Raw genomic sequence first — 18453 nt, forward strand, 5'->3', positions numbered from 1 at the left:
AGCAAACTACAACAGGGGCGTCCGAGGTCGTCGCGGGCGGGGGGAACGGTGACGATATGGGTACGCGCACTTTCGCGGTGAGAGTATCGACGTTCTTCAAGGAGCGGGTGGGCCTGCACGGCCTCGGCTTCATCCTGAGCCTGATCGTGATTGGCTTCGCGGCGGTCGTGCTCTACCGGATGTTGCACAACCTCAAATGGTCGGATGTGCTGGATGCCCTGCGCGAGAAGAACCCGCGCGACGTGGCCATCGCCTTCTTCCTGGTGGCCGGCGCCTATCTGACGCTCACCTTCTATGACTGGTTCGCCCTGCGCACCATCGGCAAGGGCCACGTGCCCTACCGCACCGCCGCGCTGGCCGGCTTCTGCTCCTATTCGGTGGGGCACAATGTGGGCTTCACCGTCTTCACCGGCGGCTCGGTGCGCTACCGCATCTATTCGGCCTGGGGTCTCGGCGCCATCGACGTGGCGAAGATCTGCTTCGTGGCCGGCCTGACCTTCTGGCTCGGCAACATCGCGGTGCTCGGCCTCGGCATCACGCTGCATCCCGAGGCGGCCACCGCCGTGGACCAGCTGCCGCCCTTCGTGAACCGGCTGATCGGCGTCGGCGCCTTGTGCGCGCTGGTGGCCTACATCACCTGGGTGTCGCTGGCGCCGCGCACCATCGGCCGCTCGAGCTGGTTCGTCACGCTGCCGCGCGGCCCCACCACGCTGCTGCAGGTGGGCATCGGCATCCTCGACCTCAGCCTGTGCGCCGCCGCCATGTACATGCTGATGCCGGCCTCGCCCTATATCGACCCCATCAGCCTCGCGGTCATCTTCGTCACCGCCACCCTGCTCGGCTTCGCCAGCCACGCGCCGGGCGGGCTGGGTGTGTTCGATGCGGCGCTGCTCGTGGCGCTGCCGCAGTTCGACAAGGCGGAGCTTCTGGGCGCGCTGCTGGTGTTCCGGCTGTTCTACTACATCGTGCCCTTCGCCTTCGCCTTGACCCTGCTCGGCGCCCGCGAGCTGGGCCTGCGCATCGCCGGCAAGGAGCGGGCCGCCGCCGAGAAGGCCGAGGCCGAGGCCCGCGCGGCGGTGTCCAAGACGCCTGCGGAATAAGACCCGCAGAACCGGCTCCGGCGCCGTGCGGCGGAGCCGTCCGCCACCGTGTCGCGACGCCCATCGCGCCCGCCTTCGACACCGTCCGCCTCACGGCCGCGATCCGCGCGGCGCAGCAGCAGGTGCCGGGTTACATCTGTCGCGCCCTCTGTTTCGGCTGAACCGCGGAGACACACCTGGAGCTGTTTCCGGGCTCGTGAGGGCCTTCCGCCGCATCGGGCCATTCTCCTCCCTTGCACCATGACGGTCGGCATGGCACAGGCGAAAGGAGCCCCGAGCCAGGAAACAGAGGCATGTTCCGCACCCTCTCCGACTTCATCTCCGACATCACCGGGGGCCATCGCGAGGCCGCCGCCTTTGACGAGAGCGACTATCGCCTCGCCGCCGCGGCGCTTTTGGTCCACGTCATGTCCATCGACGGGGCGGTGACGCCGGAAGAGCGGGACGTGCTCAAGACCATCCTCGCCGGCCGCTTCGCCCTCGACGAGGCCGAGACCGAGCAGCTGGTGGAGCTGGCCATCGCCAAGGATGCCGAGGCGGTGGACCTCTACGCCTTCACCAGCGTGCTCAACCGGGCGCTGGACGAGGAAGGGCGCCTGCGCATCGTCGAGATGATGTTCGAGGTGGCCTATGCGGACGGCGGCCTCTCCGAGTTCGAGGACAATCTCGTCTGGCGCGCCGCCGAGCTTCTGAATGTCGGCTCCCGCGACCGCATCCGCATCCGTCGCGAGGTGCGCGAGGAGACCGAAGGCGGCGACACGCCGGTCTGAGGCGCGCCCGCCGTGGACCAACCCCCGGAACAGGGCGCAGGCACGCTGCTGGTCGTGCTCCATCAGGAGCGCTCCACGCCCGGCCGCGTGGGCGAGCGCCTGAAGGCGCGCGGCTTCCAGCTCGACGTCCGCCGTCCGGCGCTGGGCGATCCGCTGCCGGACACCTTCGCGCGCCATGCCGGCCTCCTCGTCTTCGGCGGCCCCATGAGCGCCAATGACGAGAGCGACTTCATCCGCGCCGAAACCCGCCTGATGGAGCGGGCGCTGGCGGCGGACCTGCCCACCCTCGGCATCTGCCTCGGCGCCCAGATCATGGCCCGGGCGCTGGGGGGGCAGGTGGCGCCCCACGCCGAGGGCGTCTGCGAGATGGGCTACTACCCGCTCCGCGCCACCGAGGCCGGCGCCGCGCTGATGCCGTGGCCCAGCCATGTCTACCACTGGCACACCGAGGGCTTCGACGTGCCCCCCGGCGCCGACCTGCTCGCCACCGGCACCGTCTTCCCCAATCAGGCCTTCCGGGCGGGGGCCGCCTGGGGCGTCCAGTTCCACCCCGAGGTGACCCGGGAGATGATGGTGACCTGGATCGAGCGCGGCGCCCACCGCTTCAGCCGGAAGGGCGCCCAGCCGGGGGACGCCCACCTCGCCGGATGGGCGCTTCATGACGGTGCGGTGATGACCTGGCTCGACGCATTCCTCGCCACCATCTTCGCCACGGGGGAAGAGGCCGGGATCGCGACCGCGCTCGACGATGAAAGCGGTATCTGAGGGGGTGTCAGCAGCTGACAGTGCCTGATGGCACCGATACCCCCACTGAATCGATGCTGAACCTTAGCGATTCTCCTGTAGTGTGGGCCGAGCCGGCCGGCTGTCACAGGCATCTCACCTCTCTTCGCTAGCCTGAGGCGAAAAATCCCCGAGGGAGCATCGCCTATGGACGCCCGCACGCCTTTTCCCGCCATCCGGGGTATCGGATATTCCGTGCGCACCACGTCGCCGGAATTCGACGACCTGCCCGCCGCCCTCGACGAGGCCGAGCGCCTGGGCGTTGATTTCGTTGAGCTTCCCGCCTTCAGCTGGACGCTGGTGGTGGATGGCCGGGTGCTGCAGGACCGCCTCGACCGGCTGGTCGCCGCCACCCGCGACCGCCCCTTCGGCTATACCGTGCACGGGCCGTTGGCCATCAACCTCATGGGCCCCAAGGAGCGCCTGCCCCGTCACGAGGCGCTGCTGGACGCCATGATCCACATCGCCGGCAGCCTTGCCGCCCCCCACCTGGTCCTCCACTCCGGCTGCGTGCGGGGCGACGACGATGTGGCCATGGCCTATGAGCGGCAGCGCCATGCCCTGCTGCGGGCCGGCGACAAGGCCGGCGCGGCGGGCGTAACCCTTTGCGTTGAAAACATCTTCCGCTACGAGACCATGCGCGAGACGGCGCTGCCCTCGCGCCTCGCCGGCGAGCTGGACGCCATCGATCACCCCCACGTCCGCGCGACGCTGGACGTCAGCCACGCCCTGCTGCGCGCCACCGACGCGCGGGTGGATTTCGCCGCCGAGATCGCCGCCCTCGCCCCCTTCGCCCGCCATGTCCATGTCCACGAAAGCTTTGGCAGGCCTCAGGAAAGCTGGGCCATCGACGATGCGGAGCGGGCCGGCCTGGGCGAGGGCGACCTGCACCTCCCCCTCGGCTGGGGCGGCATCGACTGGGACCTCGTCGCCCGCCGCTGCGCCTTCCCTACCGGTACGATCGTGAACCTGGAGCTGAACCGCCGCTACTGGCGCGAACTGCCCGACCAGATCGTGCGCCTGCGCGCCCTCGCGGACGTTTTCGCGAGCCACGCCGACGCCCCGGCCTGAGACGCGTGCAGTGCGGCAGAGGGCGGATCGCCCCATGCCGCAGCGCACATTCATGCCCTTGATTTGACGCGCCTTTTTTATCGCGCCGGTGCTCCCCTCCGGCGCCAAATCGACTAGCTTGGCGGCGAAGGAGACCGCCCCATGCCCGTCGCCACCAAGCCCGAATACAAGTCCGCCCCCCAGCCCGAAGGCGGTGCGGATGGCCTATTCATGTCCTCCAGCACCCGCGGGTTGCTGCGGCGGTGGAGCGTGTTCATCGCCGTGACGGTGATCGCGCTCGTCAGCCTCCTGCTCTCCTTCGCCTCCCACCAGGCCTGGCTCATTGTCTTCTGCGTGCTCTTTCCCCTTGTTTTGGTTGGCATTTTCGACGTCACCCAGTCCGAGCATTCGCTCCTGCGCAACTATCCGGTGATCGGCTCGGTGCGCTGGATCTTCGAGGCGATGCGGCCCTATCTGCGGCAGTATCTGATGGAGGACGATCAGTCCGAGCGGCCCTACAACCGCGAAGACCGCTCCATCGTCTACGCCCGCGCGAAGAATGAAGAGGACCGCCAGCCCTTCGGCACCCAACTCGACACCTATGCGGCGGAATATGAGTGGATGACCCACTCCCTCGCCCCGGCGCCGGTCGCGCACGAGCCGTTCCGGGTGACGGTGGGCGGCAGCGCCTGCGCAAAGCCTTACTCCGCCTCGGTTCTTAACGTCTCCGCCATGAGCTTCGGCTCGCTGGGGCGCAACGCCATCGAGGCGCTGAACCTCGGGGCGAAGACCGCCGGCTGCTATCACGACACCGGCGAGGGCGGCCTCTCGCCCTATCACCGCATGCATGGCGGCGACATCGTGTGGGAGCTGGGCTCCGGCTATTTCGGCGCCCGCAACCGCGACGGCACCTTCTCGCCCGAGCGCTTCGCCGAGCGCGCCACCGACCCCCAGGTCAAGATGGTGGAGATCAAGCTCTCCCAAGGCGCCAAGCCCGGCCATGGCGGCGTTTTGCCAGCCGCCAAGGTGACGCCCGAGATCGCCGAAATCCGCGGGATTCCCCTCGGGGAAGACTGCATCTCGCCCTCCCGCCACTCCGCCTTTTCGACGCCGGCGCAGATGATGGAATTCGTCGCGCAGCTGCGGGAGCTGTCTGGCGGCAAGCCGGTGGGCATCAAGCTGTGCGTCGGCCATCCGAGCGAGGTGTTCGCCCTCGCCAAGGCCATGGTGAAGACCGGCATCCAGCCTGATTTCGTCGTGGTGGACGGCGCGGAGGGCGGCACCGGCGCGGCGCCCCACGAACTCGCCGACCATCTAGGAATGCCGCTCCGCGAGGGCCTGATCCTGATGCGGAACGCGCTGGTGGGCACCGGTCTCCGGCATGAAGTGCGCCTCGCCGCCTCGGGCAAGGTCACGTCCGGCTTCTCCATGGCGGCGAACATGGCCATCGGCGCCGACTGGTGCAACGCGGCCCGCGCCTTCATGTTCTCGCTCGGCTGCGTCATGTCCATGCGCTGCCACACCGGCAGCTGCCCGACGGGTGTCACCACCAACGATCCCCACCTGCAGCGCGGTCTCGTGGTGGACGAGAAGGCCGAGCGGGTGGCGAATTTCCATCGCCACAGCGTTCATGCGCTCGCGGAACTGGTGGCCGCGGCGGGGCTGGAGCATCCCGGCGACTTGTTGCCCCACCACGTCTGGCATCGGGTGAGCCCCATCGAGGTGAAGGCGCTCGACCGCATCTATACCTTCCTGCCCGCCGGTGCCCTTCTGGATGCGCCGGACGAGACGCCCTATGCCGCCGAGTGGCGCGCCGCCGACGCCGACAGCTTCGCGCCACGCCAGGCTGTGGGCCCGCGCCGCGCCGCCTGAGCTCGCCTCCGCGTCGAGCCTTGCGGGGGGAGGGGGTGGCCCCCATATGCAACTCGTCGGGATGCCGCAAGGGTCCCGGCGGGCATGGCCGGATAGGTGCATGCCCGGCAATGCAAAGTCGCTTGACGAGGGCTTTGGCCGATGTCGCGGATGTCTTCCCTGTCGTCCCCCTTTCTCCTGGGGTTCGACGAGGTCGAGCGGGCGCTCGACCGGGTGGCCAAGAGCGCGGACGGGTATCCTCCCTACAATGTGGAGAGGATCGAAGCCGCCGGTGAGCCGCTGCGCCTCAGGATCACCCTGGCGGTGGCGGGCTTCACGGCGGAGCAGCTTGAGGTCGTGCTGGAGGAGAAGGAACTGACCATTCGGGGCCGTCAGGTCGAGGATGGACAGGGCCGGATTTTCCTGCACCGGGGGATCGCCGCCCGGCAGTTCCAGCGCACCTTCGTGCTTGCAGAAGGCATGAATGTGCTGGGCGCCGAATTGAAGCACGGCCTCCTGTCCGTGGATCTGGTTCGCCCCGAGCCGGCCCGCCACGCCAAGCGAATCGACATCGTCTCCCGCTCTTGAAGGGGAGGGATGCCGGATTTGCCAGGAGTAGAGGAGTAGATTGATGACCCACGATACCGAACACGAAGCCCTGGCGGATATCACCCCGGAGGCTCTGGCTGTCTTGGGCGGTGGCGAAATCGCCTATGTGCGCAGCATCAAGTCCGAGGACGTGCCGTCCTTGTTCCCGCAGGCGCCCGAAATCGCGCCCGGCATGACGCTGTTCACACTGCACGCCGCCGATGGCACGCCGATCATGCTGACCGACAGCCGCGAGGCCGCGCTGGCCAATGCCATGCAGCACGAACTGGTGACCGTCAGCGTCCACTGACGTCGTGGCGCCGGGCTGCAGCAGCCTAAGAGTTCTGGATTTTTCGGCCGGGCCGGCGACGGCCCGGTTTTTGTTTGCCGCTCTGGCTCAGGCCGCGTTGGAGGCCGAGGCGGCGGTCAGCAGTGTGTGCATCGCGGTGGCATCGCGTGTGGCGCGGAGCTTTTCCACAACATCCGGATCCCGCAGCATGCGCGCGACCCGCGCCAGCGCCTTCAGGTGATCCGCGCCAGCCGCTTCCGGGGCCAGCAGCAGGAACACGAGGTCCACCGGCGCACCGTCCAGCGATTCGAAATCGATGGGCTTCTCCAGCCGCGCGAACAGCCCGAACAGCTTGGTGAGACCGGGCAGCTTGCCGTGCGGGATGGCGATGCCGTTGCCGACGCCGGTCGAGCCGAGGCGCTCGCGCTGAAGCAGGGTGTCGAAGATGTCCCGCTGGTCGCGGCCCATGAGCAGGGCCGCATGGTGGGAGAGTTCCTGCAGGGCCTGTTTCTTGCTGCTCGCCCGCAGCATCGGAAACACTGCGTCCGGGGCAAGGAGGTCGGCGAGCGGCATCGATCAGGTCCCTGGGGCGAGCGGCCGAGGCTCGGTAAAGCGGCGGACGCAAGGAACGGGTCAAAGGCGGCGGCACCCCCAAAGCGCCGATGCATTGCTCCGTCCCCATTCAAAACGCGGGAGGGTTGCCTCTCCCGGAGGTCTTCATGCGGCCTCCATCTAGCGTTAACCAGCCTCCGGCTCAAGCCGGGGCGGTAGGCGCAGAGATTCGTTGGGCGGGTCGGCGCTGTTCCGAAGCGTCCCGGCCGCCCGCTTCGCAGGGCTCCGGTACGGCTTTCAGCATCTGCCCCCCGGCATTGCCATGACCCGTGAGGGCACCGTTCCCGCCCGGGCTCGACTTCCATGATCCTCGACACGCATCGGGGAGCCTGCGAGCAGGCCCCCCGCGCGTGATCTAGTGCAGTTCCTCGGAGCCTGGGTCGATCCACCCCACATGGCCGTCGGGCCGGCGGTAGACGACGCTGACCCGTCCATGGCCCGCGTGGCGGAAGACGACAACGGGAGCGCCGGTGATGTCGAGCTCCACGACGGCGTCCGCCACCGAGAGGGTGCGCAGGCGCGTCACCTGTTCCGCGACCACGGTCGGGCTCCAGCCAACCAATTCCTCTTCGGTCTCGGTCTCGGGCGCGGCGCTGAGAATGTAGCTCTGGGCGGCATGCTCGGCTCCGTTGCCGTTGCCATGCCCGTGACGATCCTTGAGGCGCTGCTTGTAGCGGCGGAGGCGCTTCTCGATCTTCTCGACCGCCACGTCGGCGCAGGCATTGGGATCCTGCGCATTGCCGTGCGCCTGGAGGTTCACGCCCGAATCAAGATGAAGCATGCATTCGGAGCGGTAGCCGGAGCCGTCCCTGGTGACGGTGACGTGCCCTGACCATCCACCGTCGAAGTATTTGCCGAGGACTTCCGAGACCCGCTCGGTCAAACGCTGGCGAAGAGCTTCGCCGACGTCGAGATTCTTTCCGGACACGCGTAGGGCCATGCGATTTGATCCCCTATGAACGGTCCCGCGAGGGACCGTCTCATGCATTGCAAACCGGCCGGCTATCTAAAGAGGTAGGAGTGCTTCGCCGGCATGTCAACGGAAACAGCGGCCGGAAACCGAACGGTTTTTTGGGATGGCCGATCGTTAACGAAAGCCGCCGCCTCGGCTCCTCGATCAGCGCGACAGGCCCGGCCACATGCGCGAGAGCACGCCGTCGCGGCGGATGACGCCATGCCAAAGGCCCGCCCCCGCGTGCATGATCACCAGCGCGGTCATGACGAAGCCGAGGCGCGCATGCCAGTTGCCGAAGAGATCGGCGAGGGCGTCGTTCTTGGCGACGATGTTGGGCAGCGTGAACAGACCGAAGATGCTCACCGCGCTGCCGAAGGCGTTGGAGGCCAGCCACCCGAGCACGGGCATCACGAAGATCAGCACATAGAGCGCGTAGTGCACCGTATTGGCGACGATCCAGAGCGCCTTCGGCATGTTTTCCGGCGGCGCCGGCGGCGGATTGAGGATGCGCACCACCACGCGGATCACCGCGAGGCAGAGGATGGTGAAGCCGATGGAGCGGTGGAGATCGAACAGGCGGTCCTGGGTGGGGCCGGAATCCATGTTCATCATGGCGAATCCCAGCGGGATCACGAGAATCACAAGGATCGCCATGATCCAGTGGATACGCCTAGCCGGCGGCGCGTAGGGCTCGGGATGCGACGGGTTGGTCATCGGTCGGGCTAGCCTCCAGATGCGACGCCGAATCCTTGATTCCGGCACTGCGCGCGCTCTCCCGCAGGTCGCACCGGAACAGGACGTCGCCGTCGGCGAACACGTGCACCTGCGCCTTCGGGCGCAGCGCTTGAGCCAGAGTGTCGCATGCCTTTCGGGACAAGCCGATGCGGCCGGCTCCAAGGATCACCGGGGACACGAAAACGTGAAGCTGGTCCACGAGATCGGCTTCGAGGAATGCCGAGAGCGTCGTCGGGCCCCCTTCCACGAGGATGCGCCTGAACCCGCGCTGCACGAGGGACTGGAGGACCGAGGACGGATCGAAGGCGGGAGCGTCGTCCATCGGCACCACCTCCACGCCGTCCGGCAGCGCGGGGGCAACGACGGTCCGCCGCCGGAAGACAAGACGGCGCGCGCCATCTTCGGCAAAGCAGCGCGCGGAGGGGTCGACGCGGCCGGAGGGATCGATCACCACCCGCGCCGGACTGACGCCGGCGATGCGGCGCACCGTCAGCAGCGGATCGTCCGCGCAGACCGTTCCCACCCCCACCACGACCGCATCAACGGAGGCCCTCAAGGCGTGCAGGTGATCGAGGGCGTGGGGGCCGTTGATATATTTCGAATCGCCCGAGGTCGTGGCGATGCGCCCGTCCAGGGACTGTCCGAGCTGGGCGATGACATGCGGGCGGAGATTGGCCGCCTCTTCCTTCTCCTGCACCGGTGATCCACTCACTCGCTTGTGCGACCGGAGCCGCAGGGTCGTGTCATCCATCGGTCCTCGCCCGGCGTAAGCAGACTGTTCGATCAGGAACGCGTCATCATGCCGTTTGTTACGCTCCTGCCGATACGACAGATCGTTCGCGCCGCCGGCCGGCCGCGTTTCCCGCTGTGAGAGGTCAAGATGGCGTCCATCGTTGAAGGTCTTGGGTTTGCGCCAGACGCGGGGCGGCTTTCCGTGGAGCGCGCCATTGCCGAGGTACGGTCCGCTCGCGCCGTTGTGATCGCGGCCGGAGATGCCCCGGTGGTGATGGTGGCGGCAGAGGCGTTCGATGCGGAGATGGCCGGAGTGCTCAAGGGTGCCGGTGCTGCCGATGCCTGCCTCGTGCTGGCCGCGCCCCGGCTGAACCGGATGGGATCGCCACGGACGCAGGCAGGGATCGTCGCCTTGCCGCACCTGGACCCCGAGCGCGTCGCGCAGCTCGCGCTCAAGCCCGACGCCCGGCTCGACGCGCCGGTCGCTCCGGCGCTGCCGGCCCATGTCGCGGCAATTGAGCTGCTTTCATTGGCTCTGGTGCTGCCGGCGGCTGTCGTTTGCTCGGTCCCGGAGGGGATGGCTGCGGGGCTGGCGCGCGTGGACGTTGCCGACATCATAGCCTTTCGGGCGGAAGAGGTTGCCCGGCTCGCCATCGTCGGCCGCGCGCCGGTGCCGCTCGAAGGCGCGCCGGAAACCGAGTTCGTCGTCTTTCGCGGCGGCGAGGGCCTGCGTGATCAGGTGGCGATCATTGTCGGGCGTCCGGACCTGTCGCGGCCGGTGGCGGTGCGGCTGCATTCCGCGTGCCTCACCGGCGATCTGTTCGGTTCGCTGAAGTGCGATTGCGGAGACCAGTTGCGCGACACCGTCCGCCGCATGGCGCAGGGCGATGGCGGCATCCTGCTCTATCTGGATCAGGAAGGCCGCGGCAACGGCATCTCCAACAAGATGCGCGCCTATGCCCTGCAGGCGCAGGGCTATGACACTTACGACGCGGATGCCGCGCTCGGCTTCGATCTCGACCAGCGCCGGTTCGATTTCGCCGCCGCCATGCTCCGCCAGCTGGGCGTTTCGGCCGTGCGGGTGTTCACCAACAACCCGCAGAAGATCGAGGCGCTGAAGGCGGCCGGGCTGGAGGTGGTCGCCGACCAGCGCGTGCTGGGCCGTCCGACCGCGGAAAATGTCCGCTATCTCGCCTCCAAGCGCGACCGCGCGGGCCACTACATCGATTTCGACGCTCTCGCCGCCCGCGCGCCGGACTGAGACCGGCGCGCGCTCCATCTGATCCTCCTTGTCGTCCAGCTTCAAAACGATTTAGAACCGCCCGGCCAAGAACCTGGAGGAAGCACATGAGCAAGGCAGGACGGAAGGTCGCCATCGTTACCGGAGCCGGCTCGGGCGTCGGGCGGGCCGTGGCGGTGGCGCTGGCCGAGGCGGGCTATGCGGTGGCTCTCGCCGGGCGCCGGCTGGAGGCTCTGGAAGAGACCGTGGCGGCCATGGGCGATGCGCCGAGCCTTGCCGTGCCGACCGATGTGACTGATCCGGAGTCTGTGCGCGTCCTGTTCGCCGCAACGGTGGAGAAGTTCGGCCGCCTCGACCTCCTGTTCAACAATGCCGGCACCGGCGCCCCCGCGATCCCGCTGGAGGATCTCACCTTTGCCCAGTGGCAGCAGGTGGTCTCCACCAACCTCACCGGCCCCTTCCTGTGCACCCAGGAGGCATTCCGCGTGATGAAGGCGCAGGAGCCGCGCGGCGGGCGGATCATCAATAACGGGTCCATTTCGGCAACGGCGCCCCGGCCGTTCTCGGCGCCTTACACCTCCACCAAGCACGCCATCACCGGGCTCACCAAGTCCACGTCGCTGGATGGGCGGGCCTATGACATCGCCTGCGGGCAGATCGACATCGGCAATGCCGATACGCCCATGGCGCAGAAGATGAAGGCGGGCGTGCCCCAGGCGGACCTCTCCATCAAGGTGGAGCCGGTGATGGACGTCGCCCATGTGGCGAGCGCCGTCGTCTACATGGCCAGCCTGCCGCTGGATGCCAACGTGCAGTTCATGACGGTGATGGCCACCAAGATGCCCTTCATCGGCCGCGGCTGATCCTCCTTCGGCACCTACGGAAACGAAAAAGGCCCCGGCAATGCCGGGGCCTTCTTGTTTCTGGTGCGGCCCGTCAGCGGGACGTCACTCGCTGTTACGGCCGCCGAAGAGCTGGAGCAGCATCATGAACATGTTGATGAAGTCCAGGTAGAGCGCGAGCGCGCCCATGATGGCCTTCTTGCCCGCCACGGCCACGTCGTCGCCGGCGAAGTACATCTCCTTGATGCGCTGGGTGTCGTAGGCGGTGAGGCCCGCGAACACCAGCACGCCCACGACCGACACGATGAACTGAAGCATCGAGGAGCCGAGGAAGATGTTCACCACCGAGGCGATGATGATGCCGAACAGGCCCATCATCAGGAAGGAGCCCATGCCGGAGAGGTCACGCTGCGTGGTGTAGCCATAGAGGCTCAGCGCGCCGAACGAGGCGGCGGTGATGAAGAACACCCGCACGATGCTCTCGTGGGTGTACACGAGGAAGATCGTGGACAGCGAGACGCCCACCAGCGCCGCATAGACCCAGAAGGTCAGCTGCGCGGCCGATACGCTCATGCGCTCGATACGGAAGCTCAGGAAGAAGACCGCCGCCAGAGGCGCGAGCATCACCACCCACTTCAGCGGGCTCACGAACAGCGCGTAGCCGAACTGCGTCAGCATGATGCCGCCGGCAATGCGGCCGGCAGCCGAGGCCGGGTCGGTGGTCACGGACAGCATGTAAATGCCGAGCGCGGCCGCGCCCGTGATGGCGAGGCCCAGCGCCATGTAATTGTACACGCTGAGCATGTACGTCCGCAGCCCTTGGTCGATCGCGGCCTGCGAGCGTGCCACCGACGGGTTGAAACGCCCGGCGACGTTGCGATCATAATCGGACATCGTCGTTCCCCTTGAAGAAATCTCAAACGCCCAAGACCGGCCGAGGCCGAGCCCATGCGTTCGCCGTCAATATGGTGGGTTCGCGATGGGGCGGCAAGACAAGGTTGGATGAAATTTACGCAAGGTCACTTTACGTCAGGCATACCCTCGGGGCTGCGTTAAGGTATAGTTGCAACCCGCATGGGGGCTGGCATGCGGACGGGGGATTATCTCAAGCGCCGGATCAAGGCCGGGCGGGCATGTCTTGCCGCCCGCGGGTTCGCGCGCCCAAAAGTCCGCCTCGGCAAATTCGCCAGCGACGGGCTCGGGTTCGGCCCTGTGCGCGCGCTTCTCGCTTTGATGCTGCTCGCCCTTCCCGCGCCGGCCCTCGGCGGCGCCTGGACGCAGGAGGAGGGGCACGGGCAGGTGATCCTGCAAAGCTCGGCCGCCTATTCCGCGACCGAGTTCGGTCCGTCCTATGATCTCTATGCCAGCCGGCCCTATGACAAGGTGGAGGTCACCCTCGTCTTCGAATATGGCGCGACCGATTGGCTGACGCTGATCGCGGCCCCGCAATTCCTCTATGTCTCGTTCGGCGATCCGTCCCCGTCGTCCTATACAGGGCCGGGCTATCAGGATGTGGGCGCGCGCATGCGGCTTTGGCGGGACGAGTCGAGCGTCGTCTCGGCGCAGGTTGTCGGCCGCTTCCCTGGGACGGGCAATTCCCAGAGCGCCGCAGCGGTGGGCTACGAGGACCCCGAGCTCGACCTCCGTCTGCTCTACGGCCTGTCCTTCACCATGTTCGGAAAGGCCGCCTTCCTGGATGTCCAGCTGGCCCAGCGGATGCGCTTCGGCCCGCCGCCGGACGAACTGCATCTCGATGTCACGCTGGGCTGGCGCGTCGTGGAGAGCTGGCAGTTGCTTGCCCAGTCGTTCTCCGTGATCTCGGAGGGCGCGGGGACGGGGCCGTACTTCGGCGACTCCTATGAGTATTACAAGCTGCAGATGGGCGCGGCCTACGATCTCTCGGCGGCCGTGACGCTGCAGCTGTCCGTGGTCGGCACCGTGTTCGCCCGCAACGCGCCGCAGGAGAACGGCGTGGTGCTCGCCGCCTATTACCGCTTCTGAACCGCCGGCGCCGTGGTGACGAGGCGGATGCCGAGGGCGATCGGCACGATGCCGACGAGATCGAGAGGCGGCACCGGCTCGCCCAGCAGCAGCCATCCGAACATCAGCCCGAGCGGCGGCATCAGGAAGTGCAGGGCGCTCGCGCGGGTGGCGCTGGTGCGGCCGAGGATGAAGAACCACAGGCTGAAGGCTCCGACCGACCCCGCCAGCGTCAGCCACGCGAAGGACAGGCCGAGCGTGAGTGTCGGGTGGATGGACGCCACGTCCTCCCGCCACAGCGCCACCGGCAGCAGCGCAATCCCGCCGGCCAAAGACTGGATGCCGCTGCCAATGAACAGGGAGGCGGAGGTGCGCACCTTCTTGAACATCAGCGTCGCCGCCGTGAGCGCCAGCAGCGCGCCGACCACATAGGCGGTGCCCAGCGGGTCTTCGTGGCCGGACACGATGCGTGAGCGCACCACGATCGCCACGCCGATCATGCCGAGGACCAGCCCGAGCAGCTTGCGACCCGTCAGCCGCTCGCCCAGCAGCACCGCAGCGCCGAGCGCCGTCAGCAGCGGGTTGGCGGAGACGAGGACGGCCGTGAAGCCCGACGACACATGGGTCATGCCCACATAGCTGAGGCCGAGATAGACCGCGTTGTTGAGGATGCCCATCGCCGCCAGCGCCGCGATATCGCGCAGGTTCAGGCGGCGGAAGTGGGAGGCGGGCAGGAACAGCACGCAGCCGCCCAGCACAAGCAGGCCGGCCACGAGGAAGCGTCCGGAGAGGAGCAGCAAAGGCGGGCAATCCGCCAGCGCCACCTTGGCGACCGCGAAGGCCGAGCTCCAGATGATGCAGAACGCTGCGATGAAGACGGGCAGCAGCGCGTCTGTCCGGCGCGAGGCGGCGAGGGGAAGGGGCGTGGCGGTCATGACATCTCCTGCGCCGCAGAAAAGCACGCCGGGACGGCATTGAAAAATTGAATGATTTGATGTTAGCTAGTGGAAATTCGAATATCGGGTGGCGCCATGTTGGACATGGATCTTCTGAAGGCGTTCGTCAGCGTGGTGGATGCCGGCGGCTTCACCCGGGCGGGGGAGCGCGTCCATCGCACCCAATCGACCGTGAGCCAGCAGGTGCGGCGGCTGGAGGATCAGCTCGGCCACCAGCTTCTCAACCGCGACGCGCGCGGCGTGAGCCTCACCGCCGAAGGCGAGCGTCTGCTCGGCTATGCCCGGCGCATCCTCGCGCTTGGCGCGGAGGCGCGCGCGGCCCTCTCGGGTGTTGCCCCCGCCCGGGTGGTGCGGCTCGGCATCCCCGATGATTTCGCCTTGGCGGCCCTGACCTCGGTGGTGGCCGAGTTCGCCCGGAGCCGGCCCGCTGTGCGCCTCGCCGTGGAGTGCGGGCTGAGCTGCGATCTCGATGCCGGCTTCGCCCGTGGCGAACTGGACGTGGTGCTGCTCAAGCGCGAGCCGGGTTCCGGCCCCGCGGTGGAGGCCTGGCCGGAGCGGCTGGTGTGGGTCTGCGGGGCGGGCTTCGAGCCGGACGAGGAGGTGGTGAGCCTCGCCGCCTTCCGCCAGGGCTGCCTTTACCGCAACCGGGCCGTCCACGCTTTGGAGAAAGCCGGCCGCGCCTGGCGTGTCGCCTATGAATGCCCGAGCCTGATTGGCATCGAGGCGGCGCTTGCGGGCGGGCTGGGGGTGACGGTCCTGAGCGACCTTGCGCTCAACCCGAAGCTCAGGGAATTGCGCACATCCGACCTCTGGCCGGCCATCCCGCCGACGGAACTTGCCCTGCGCGCGGCCGGCAATGCGTGTTCCGCCTCACGGGAGCTTGCCGGCCTGATCGCCGCCTTCTGCGGCCGGGAGGCCCGCGCCGCAGCCTGACCGGTCGGCCTCAGCACTCCACCAGCAGGCGGCGGCCGATCTCGCCGATGCCCACGAGGCCGGGTGTCGCGTGCATCACCACATGGATGGGGATCTGCGCGAGCCGGTCGTGATAGGGCGGGTGCTCCTCGAACGCGGTGCGGAACGGGCTCTCGGCGAAAAGATGCGCCATGGCCCGGCCGACGCCGCCGCCCACATACACGCCGCCCTTGGCATCCACGGCGAGCGCGAGGTCGCCCAGCACCCGGCCGAGCAGGCGCAGGAAGATGTGACAGCTTTCCTTCTCCTGCCGCTGACCGTCCAGCGCCGCCTTGATGATGGCGTGGGAGGACAGGCTCTCGCCGGAGAGGATGCGGTGCAGGCGCACCAGCCCGGGACCGGAGAGCACATGCTCCACCGAAACCGGGCCAAGGTCGCGCACGAGATGGGCGACGATGCGGGCCTCGTCGGTGGTCACGGCGCCGAGGCGCATGTGCCCGGCCTCGCTGGCCAGCACTTCGTAGCCGGCCTCGCGCGGCAGGATGAGGGCGGTGCCGAGCCCGGTCCCCGGGCCGGACAGCAGCATGGGCGCGCCGGCGACGGCCCGGCCCGTGCCCACCTCCAGCAGATCGTCGCGGGTGAGCAGCGGCAGCCCGTGGGCGAACGCCTCGAAATCGTTGAGAACAGCGAGCCGATGGAAGGAGAGGTCGGCGGCGAGCTTCTGCGTCGAGAAACGCCAGTTGCGGTTGGTCAGCCGCACGTCGTCGCCGTCGATGGGGCCGGCCACGGCCAGCGCCCCGCAGCTCGGGGCCGCCCCGCTGACGGACGCGAGGTAGGTGCCCAGCAGATCCTCGAGCGAGGCATAGGAATCGTTGGCTTCGAGCCGGACATCGAACGGGATGCCGTCGGCGCCGGCCCGGGCGACCCGGGTGGTTGTGCCGCCGATATCCGCAAGCAGGACTGTGGGAGCCATTGGAGAGTCCGATGATGGAGAGCATCTACTGCGCCAAGCGTGGCCGCGACGCAAGCGCGCCGGCTTCGCCTTTGCCGGCAGGACCTCAAGCGCGGCGGAGCCGATGCGGTTCCCCGATGCCTCAGGTCGCCGCCGCGCGCCGTCGCTTCAGCGCCCCCCAGAGGGGCAGGCAGAAGACCAGCAGGGTCATCACGCCAAGCCCGCCCGCGATGGGCCGCTCGAAGAAGGCGAGGAGGTTGCCATCCGCCTTGATCATGGACGTGACGAAGCTCTCCTCCAGCATCTTGCCGAGCACGATGCCCAGCACGCAGGGGGCGATGGGGATGTCGTGCTCTTCCATGAGGAAGCCGAGGATGCCGAACACCAGCATCAGCACCACGCCATAGGCCGAGTTGTTCACCGCATAGGCGCCGACGATGCAGAACAGCAGGATGAGCGGGATGAGAATGCGCCGGGGGAAGCGCAGCAGGGCGGTTCCCGCCTTCAGCGCGGCGAGGCCGAGCGGGATCATCGCGAGGTTGGCGATGATGAAGATGATGAAGACCGCGTAGATGGATTCGGGGTTGTTCAGGAAGAGCGTCGGGCCGGGATTGAGGCCCTTGAGATAGAGCACTCCGATGACGATGGCGGTGATGCTGTCGCCCGGAATGCCGAAGACCAGCGCCGGCACCCAGGCGCCGGCAAGCGCCGCATTGTTGGCGGAGGTGCTCTCGATGATGCCTTCCACATGGCCGGTGCCGAACTTCTCCGGCGTCTTCGAGAACTTCCGGCTCATGGCGTAGGACACCCAGGCGGCGATGTCCGCGCCGGCGCCGGGCAGGATGCCGATGGCGGTGCCGGTGATGTTGCCGCGGATCTGCTGCGGCCAGTATTTCACGATCAGCCGGCCCCAGCCTTTCAGCGGATTGCCGAGCGAGGTCTGGCGCACGGACCAGTCGGGCGCGCCGGCGGCGATGGTGCGGATGACCTCCGACATGGCGAACAGGCCGATCATGGCGGGGATGAAATCCACCCCGCCGAGCAGGTTGGAGTTGCCGAAGGTGAAGCGCGGCACGCCGGCCGGGTTGTCGATGCCGATCTGCGCCACGAACAGCCCGAGAAACAGCGACACCAGCCCCTTCACCGGCGAGCCCGAGCCGATGAAGATGGCGCAGGCGAGCCCCATCAGCGCCAGCCAGAAATACTCGAACGAGGAGAAGCCGAGCGCGATCTCCGCGAGCAGGGGCGCGGAGACGATGAGGACGGCTGTTCCAAACAGCCCGCCCAGCGCCGAGAACAGAACGTTGGCCCCGAGCGCCACCTCTGCCTCGCCCTTGCGGGTCATGGCGTAGCACTCGTCCGAATAGGCGGCGGAGGCCGGTGTGCCGGGCATGCGCATCAGCGTTGCCGGAATGTCGCCGGCGAAGATCGCCATGGCCGAGCACGAGATCATGGCCCCCACGGCGGGGATGGGGTCCATGAAGAAGGTGATCGGGACCAGGAGGGCGATGGCCATCGTCGCCGTCAGGCCCGGTATGGCGCCGACCACGAGGCCGAAGGCCGATGCGACGAGGATGGTGAGGATCACGTCCCAGCGCAGGACAAGCTCAAGGCCGGCGAGCACGGCGTTCATGGCAGGAAGCCTTCCACGAGGCCGCGCGGCAGCGGCACGCGCAGGAGCATGTTGAACGAGAGATAGGTGAAGAGCGCCGTCGCCAGCGCGATCCCGATCGCCTGCACCACCGGCACCCGCACGAGCAGGAAAAGACCGGTCAGGACCACCGTCGCCGTGGCAACGAAGCCGATGAGCGGTGTCAGCGCGATATAGGCGAGGACGAGAGCAATGGTGGCCGCCGCCCTGAAGCCCGCGCCGGGCGTGCGCACCCAGGTCGCCTGTGCGAGCGGAAAGGGCCCCGCGCGCACCGAGCCCACCGCCAGGATGAAGCCGCAGGCGGCGAGGCCTGCGGCCGTCAGAACGGGAAAGACATCCGCGCCGTAGGCTTGCCCCGGAATGGGTGGCAGGCCGGAAGCGGCCGAGAACAAGACGGCAGCCCCCGCGAGCAGCAGCAGGCCGAGGATCAGGTCACTGAAGCGCATCATGCGGCT

General features: G+C 67.9%; 20 protein-coding genes. 11 read left to right on the plus strand and 9 right to left on the minus strand.

Annotation, left to right across the window (positions count from 1 at the left end):
• Window positions 1-56: 56 nt before the first annotated feature.
• From D7006_RS00210 to D7006_RS00240, 7 genes are all read left to right on the plus strand, one after another.
• Window positions 57-1100 carry a lysylphosphatidylglycerol synthase domain-containing protein gene (locus D7006_RS00210; RefSeq protein WP_237355092.1) on the plus strand — a complete coding sequence of 348 codons (1044 nt, stop codon included), beginning with the start codon at window positions 57-59 and terminating at the stop codon, window positions 1098-1100.
• A gap of 293 nt (window positions 1101-1393) precedes the next feature.
• Window positions 1394-1870 carry a TerB family tellurite resistance protein gene (locus D7006_RS00215; RefSeq protein ID WP_169123303.1) on the plus strand — a complete coding sequence of 159 codons (477 nt, stop codon included), beginning with the start codon at window positions 1394-1396 and terminating at the stop codon, window positions 1868-1870.
• A 12-nt stretch (window positions 1871-1882) separates the two neighbouring features.
• Complete coding sequence (locus D7006_RS00220) at window positions 1883-2635, plus strand: glutamine amidotransferase (protein WP_237355093.1); 753 nt, start codon at window positions 1883-1885, stop codon at window positions 2633-2635.
• A 213-nt stretch (window positions 2636-2848) separates the two neighbouring features.
• Complete coding sequence (locus D7006_RS00225) at window positions 2849-3724, plus strand: sugar phosphate isomerase/epimerase (protein ID WP_237355094.1); 876 nt, start codon at window positions 2849-2851, stop codon at window positions 3722-3724.
• A 141-nt stretch (window positions 3725-3865) separates the two neighbouring features.
• On the plus strand, window positions 3866-5575 hold the full coding sequence (locus tag D7006_RS00230) for an FMN-binding glutamate synthase family protein (RefSeq protein ID WP_237355095.1): 1710 nt from the start codon (window positions 3866-3868) through the stop codon (window positions 5573-5575).
• 141 nt (window positions 5576-5716) lie between these two features.
• The gene (locus D7006_RS00235; RefSeq protein WP_029556173.1) at window positions 5717-6142 is read left to right on the plus strand and encodes an Hsp20 family protein; all 426 of its coding nucleotides are present in this window, start codon (window positions 5717-5719) and stop codon (window positions 6140-6142) included.
• Window positions 6143-6185: 43 nt separating this feature from the next.
• Window positions 6186-6452: a DUF1150 domain-containing protein gene (locus D7006_RS00240; RefSeq protein ID WP_169123300.1), complete on the plus strand. Its 267-nt coding sequence runs from the start codon at window positions 6186-6188 to the stop codon at window positions 6450-6452.
• A gap of 87 nt (window positions 6453-6539) precedes the next feature.
• Here the strand turns inward: D7006_RS00240 and ptsN are convergent, their stop codons facing one another.
• From ptsN to D7006_RS00260, 4 genes are all read right to left on the minus strand, one after another.
• Window positions 6540-7004, minus strand: a complete 465-nt coding sequence (gene ptsN / locus D7006_RS00245; protein ID WP_169123299.1) for a PTS IIA-like nitrogen regulatory protein PtsN — start codon at window positions 7002-7004, stop codon at window positions 6540-6542.
• A gap of 394 nt (window positions 7005-7398) precedes the next feature.
• The gene (hpf, locus tag D7006_RS00250; protein ID WP_169123298.1) at window positions 7399-7983 is read right to left on the minus strand and encodes a ribosome hibernation-promoting factor, HPF/YfiA family; all 585 of its coding nucleotides are present in this window, start codon (window positions 7981-7983) and stop codon (window positions 7399-7401) included.
• A 177-nt stretch (window positions 7984-8160) separates the two neighbouring features.
• Window positions 8161-8712: a cytochrome b gene (locus D7006_RS00255; RefSeq protein ID WP_237355096.1), complete on the minus strand. Its 552-nt coding sequence runs from the start codon at window positions 8710-8712 to the stop codon at window positions 8161-8163.
• Window positions 8669-9484, minus strand: coding sequence for a RibD family protein (locus tag D7006_RS00260; RefSeq protein WP_237355097.1), 816 nt, complete (start codon window positions 9482-9484; stop codon window positions 8669-8671). The genes D7006_RS00255 and D7006_RS00260 overlap by 44 nt, the downstream gene beginning before the upstream one ends.
• Before the next feature lie 129 nt (window positions 9485-9613).
• Here D7006_RS00260 and ribA point away from each other — a divergent pair, with 129 nt between their 5' ends.
• Together ribA and D7006_RS00270 are read left to right on the plus strand one after the other, a co-directional pair.
• The gene (gene ribA, locus D7006_RS00265; protein ID WP_237355099.1) at window positions 9614-10726 is read left to right on the plus strand and encodes a GTP cyclohydrolase II RibA; all 1113 of its coding nucleotides are present in this window, start codon (window positions 9614-9616) and stop codon (window positions 10724-10726) included.
• 86 nt (window positions 10727-10812) lie between these two features.
• Window positions 10813-11568 carry an SDR family oxidoreductase gene (locus D7006_RS00270; RefSeq protein WP_237355101.1) on the plus strand — a complete coding sequence of 252 codons (756 nt, stop codon included), beginning with the start codon at window positions 10813-10815 and terminating at the stop codon, window positions 11566-11568.
• A gap of 84 nt (window positions 11569-11652) precedes the next feature.
• On the opposite strand, the gene D7006_RS00275 is transcribed toward D7006_RS00270, so the two are convergent.
• On the minus strand, window positions 11653-12441 hold the full coding sequence (locus D7006_RS00275; protein ID WP_237355103.1) for a Bax inhibitor-1/YccA family protein: 789 nt from the start codon (window positions 12439-12441) through the stop codon (window positions 11653-11655).
• Between the two features lie 192 nt (window positions 12442-12633).
• Between D7006_RS00275 and D7006_RS00280 the strand changes: the two genes are divergently transcribed.
• Window positions 12634-13548 carry a hypothetical protein gene (locus D7006_RS00280; protein WP_237355105.1) on the plus strand — a complete coding sequence of 305 codons (915 nt, stop codon included), beginning with the start codon at window positions 12634-12636 and terminating at the stop codon, window positions 13546-13548.
• Here D7006_RS00280 and D7006_RS00285 read toward each other — a convergent pair.
• The gene (locus D7006_RS00285) at window positions 13536-14462 is read right to left on the minus strand and encodes a DMT family transporter (protein ID WP_237355106.1); all 927 of its coding nucleotides are present in this window, start codon (window positions 14460-14462) and stop codon (window positions 13536-13538) included. The two genes, D7006_RS00280 and D7006_RS00285, sit on opposite strands and share 13 nt — an antisense overlap.
• A 96-nt stretch (window positions 14463-14558) precedes the next feature.
• On the opposite strand from D7006_RS00285, the gene D7006_RS00290 reads away from it, so the two are divergent.
• The gene (locus tag D7006_RS00290) at window positions 14559-15416 is read left to right on the plus strand and encodes a LysR family transcriptional regulator (RefSeq protein ID WP_229646116.1); all 858 of its coding nucleotides are present in this window, start codon (window positions 14559-14561) and stop codon (window positions 15414-15416) included.
• A gap of 10 nt (window positions 15417-15426) precedes the next feature.
• On the opposite strand, the gene D7006_RS00295 is transcribed toward D7006_RS00290, so the two are convergent.
• From D7006_RS00295 to D7006_RS00305, 3 genes are all read right to left on the minus strand, one after another.
• On the minus strand, window positions 15427-16368 hold the full coding sequence (locus D7006_RS00295) for an ROK family protein (protein ID WP_169123289.1): 942 nt from the start codon (window positions 16366-16368) through the stop codon (window positions 15427-15429).
• Window positions 16369-16489: 121 nt separating this feature from the next.
• Complete coding sequence (locus tag D7006_RS00300) at window positions 16490-17980, minus strand: tripartite tricarboxylate transporter permease (protein ID WP_237355107.1); 1491 nt, start codon at window positions 17978-17980, stop codon at window positions 16490-16492.
• Window positions 17977-18447 carry a tripartite tricarboxylate transporter TctB family protein gene (locus D7006_RS00305; RefSeq protein WP_237355108.1) on the minus strand — a complete coding sequence of 157 codons (471 nt, stop codon included), beginning with the start codon at window positions 18445-18447 and terminating at the stop codon, window positions 17977-17979. The genes D7006_RS00300 and D7006_RS00305 overlap by 4 nt, the downstream gene beginning before the upstream one ends.
• Between the last annotated feature and the right edge of the window lie 6 nt (window positions 18448-18453).

This window comes from Xanthobacter sp. YC-JY1, assembly GCF_021730305.1.
GTDB lineage: Bacteria > Pseudomonadota > Alphaproteobacteria > Rhizobiales > Xanthobacteraceae > Xanthobacter > Xanthobacter flavus.

Excerpts from the sequence above, each read along its gene's own strand:
- D7006_RS00210 (WP_237355092.1), top strand. The coding sequence starts at position 57 with ATGGGTACGCGCACTTTCGCGGTGAGAGTATCGACGTTCTTCAAGGAG.
- D7006_RS00215 (WP_169123303.1), top strand. The coding sequence starts at position 1,394 with ATGTTCCGCACCCTCTCCGACTTCATCTCCGACATCACCGGGGGCCAT.
- D7006_RS00230 (WP_237355095.1), top strand. The coding sequence starts at position 3,866 with ATGCCCGTCGCCACCAAGCCCGAATACAAGTCCGCCCCCCAGCCCGAA.
- D7006_RS00235 (WP_029556173.1), top strand. The coding sequence starts at position 5,717 with ATGTCGCGGATGTCTTCCCTGTCGTCCCCCTTTCTCCTGGGGTTCGAC.
- D7006_RS00240 (WP_169123300.1), top strand. The coding sequence starts at position 6,186 with ATGACCCACGATACCGAACACGAAGCCCTGGCGGATATCACCCCGGAG.
- ptsN (WP_169123299.1), bottom strand. The coding sequence starts at position 7,004 with ATGCCGCTCGCCGACCTCCTTGCCCCGGACGCAGTGTTTCCGATGCTG.
- hpf (WP_169123298.1), bottom strand. The coding sequence starts at position 7,983 with ATGGCCCTACGCGTGTCCGGAAAGAATCTCGACGTCGGCGAAGCTCTT.
- D7006_RS00255 (WP_237355096.1), bottom strand. The coding sequence starts at position 8,712 with ATGACCAACCCGTCGCATCCCGAGCCCTACGCGCCGCCGGCTAGGCGT.
- D7006_RS00260 (WP_237355097.1), bottom strand. The coding sequence starts at position 9,484 with ATGGATGACACGACCCTGCGGCTCCGGTCGCACAAGCGAGTGAGTGGA.
- ribA (WP_237355099.1), top strand. The coding sequence starts at position 9,614 with ATGGCGTCCATCGTTGAAGGTCTTGGGTTTGCGCCAGACGCGGGGCGG.
- D7006_RS00270 (WP_237355101.1), top strand. The coding sequence starts at position 10,813 with ATGAGCAAGGCAGGACGGAAGGTCGCCATCGTTACCGGAGCCGGCTCG.
- D7006_RS00275 (WP_237355103.1), bottom strand. The coding sequence starts at position 12,441 with ATGTCCGATTATGATCGCAACGTCGCCGGGCGTTTCAACCCGTCGGTG.
- D7006_RS00280 (WP_237355105.1), top strand. The coding sequence starts at position 12,634 with ATGCGGACGGGGGATTATCTCAAGCGCCGGATCAAGGCCGGGCGGGCA.
- D7006_RS00285 (WP_237355106.1), bottom strand. The coding sequence starts at position 14,462 with ATGACCGCCACGCCCCTTCCCCTCGCCGCCTCGCGCCGGACAGACGCG.
- D7006_RS00290 (WP_229646116.1), top strand. The coding sequence starts at position 14,559 with ATGTTGGACATGGATCTTCTGAAGGCGTTCGTCAGCGTGGTGGATGCC.
- D7006_RS00295 (WP_169123289.1), bottom strand. The coding sequence starts at position 16,368 with ATGGCTCCCACAGTCCTGCTTGCGGATATCGGCGGCACAACCACCCGG.
- D7006_RS00300 (WP_237355107.1), bottom strand. The coding sequence starts at position 17,980 with ATGAACGCCGTGCTCGCCGGCCTTGAGCTTGTCCTGCGCTGGGACGTG.
- D7006_RS00305 (WP_237355108.1), bottom strand. The coding sequence starts at position 18,447 with ATGATGCGCTTCAGTGACCTGATCCTCGGCCTGCTGCTGCTCGCGGGG.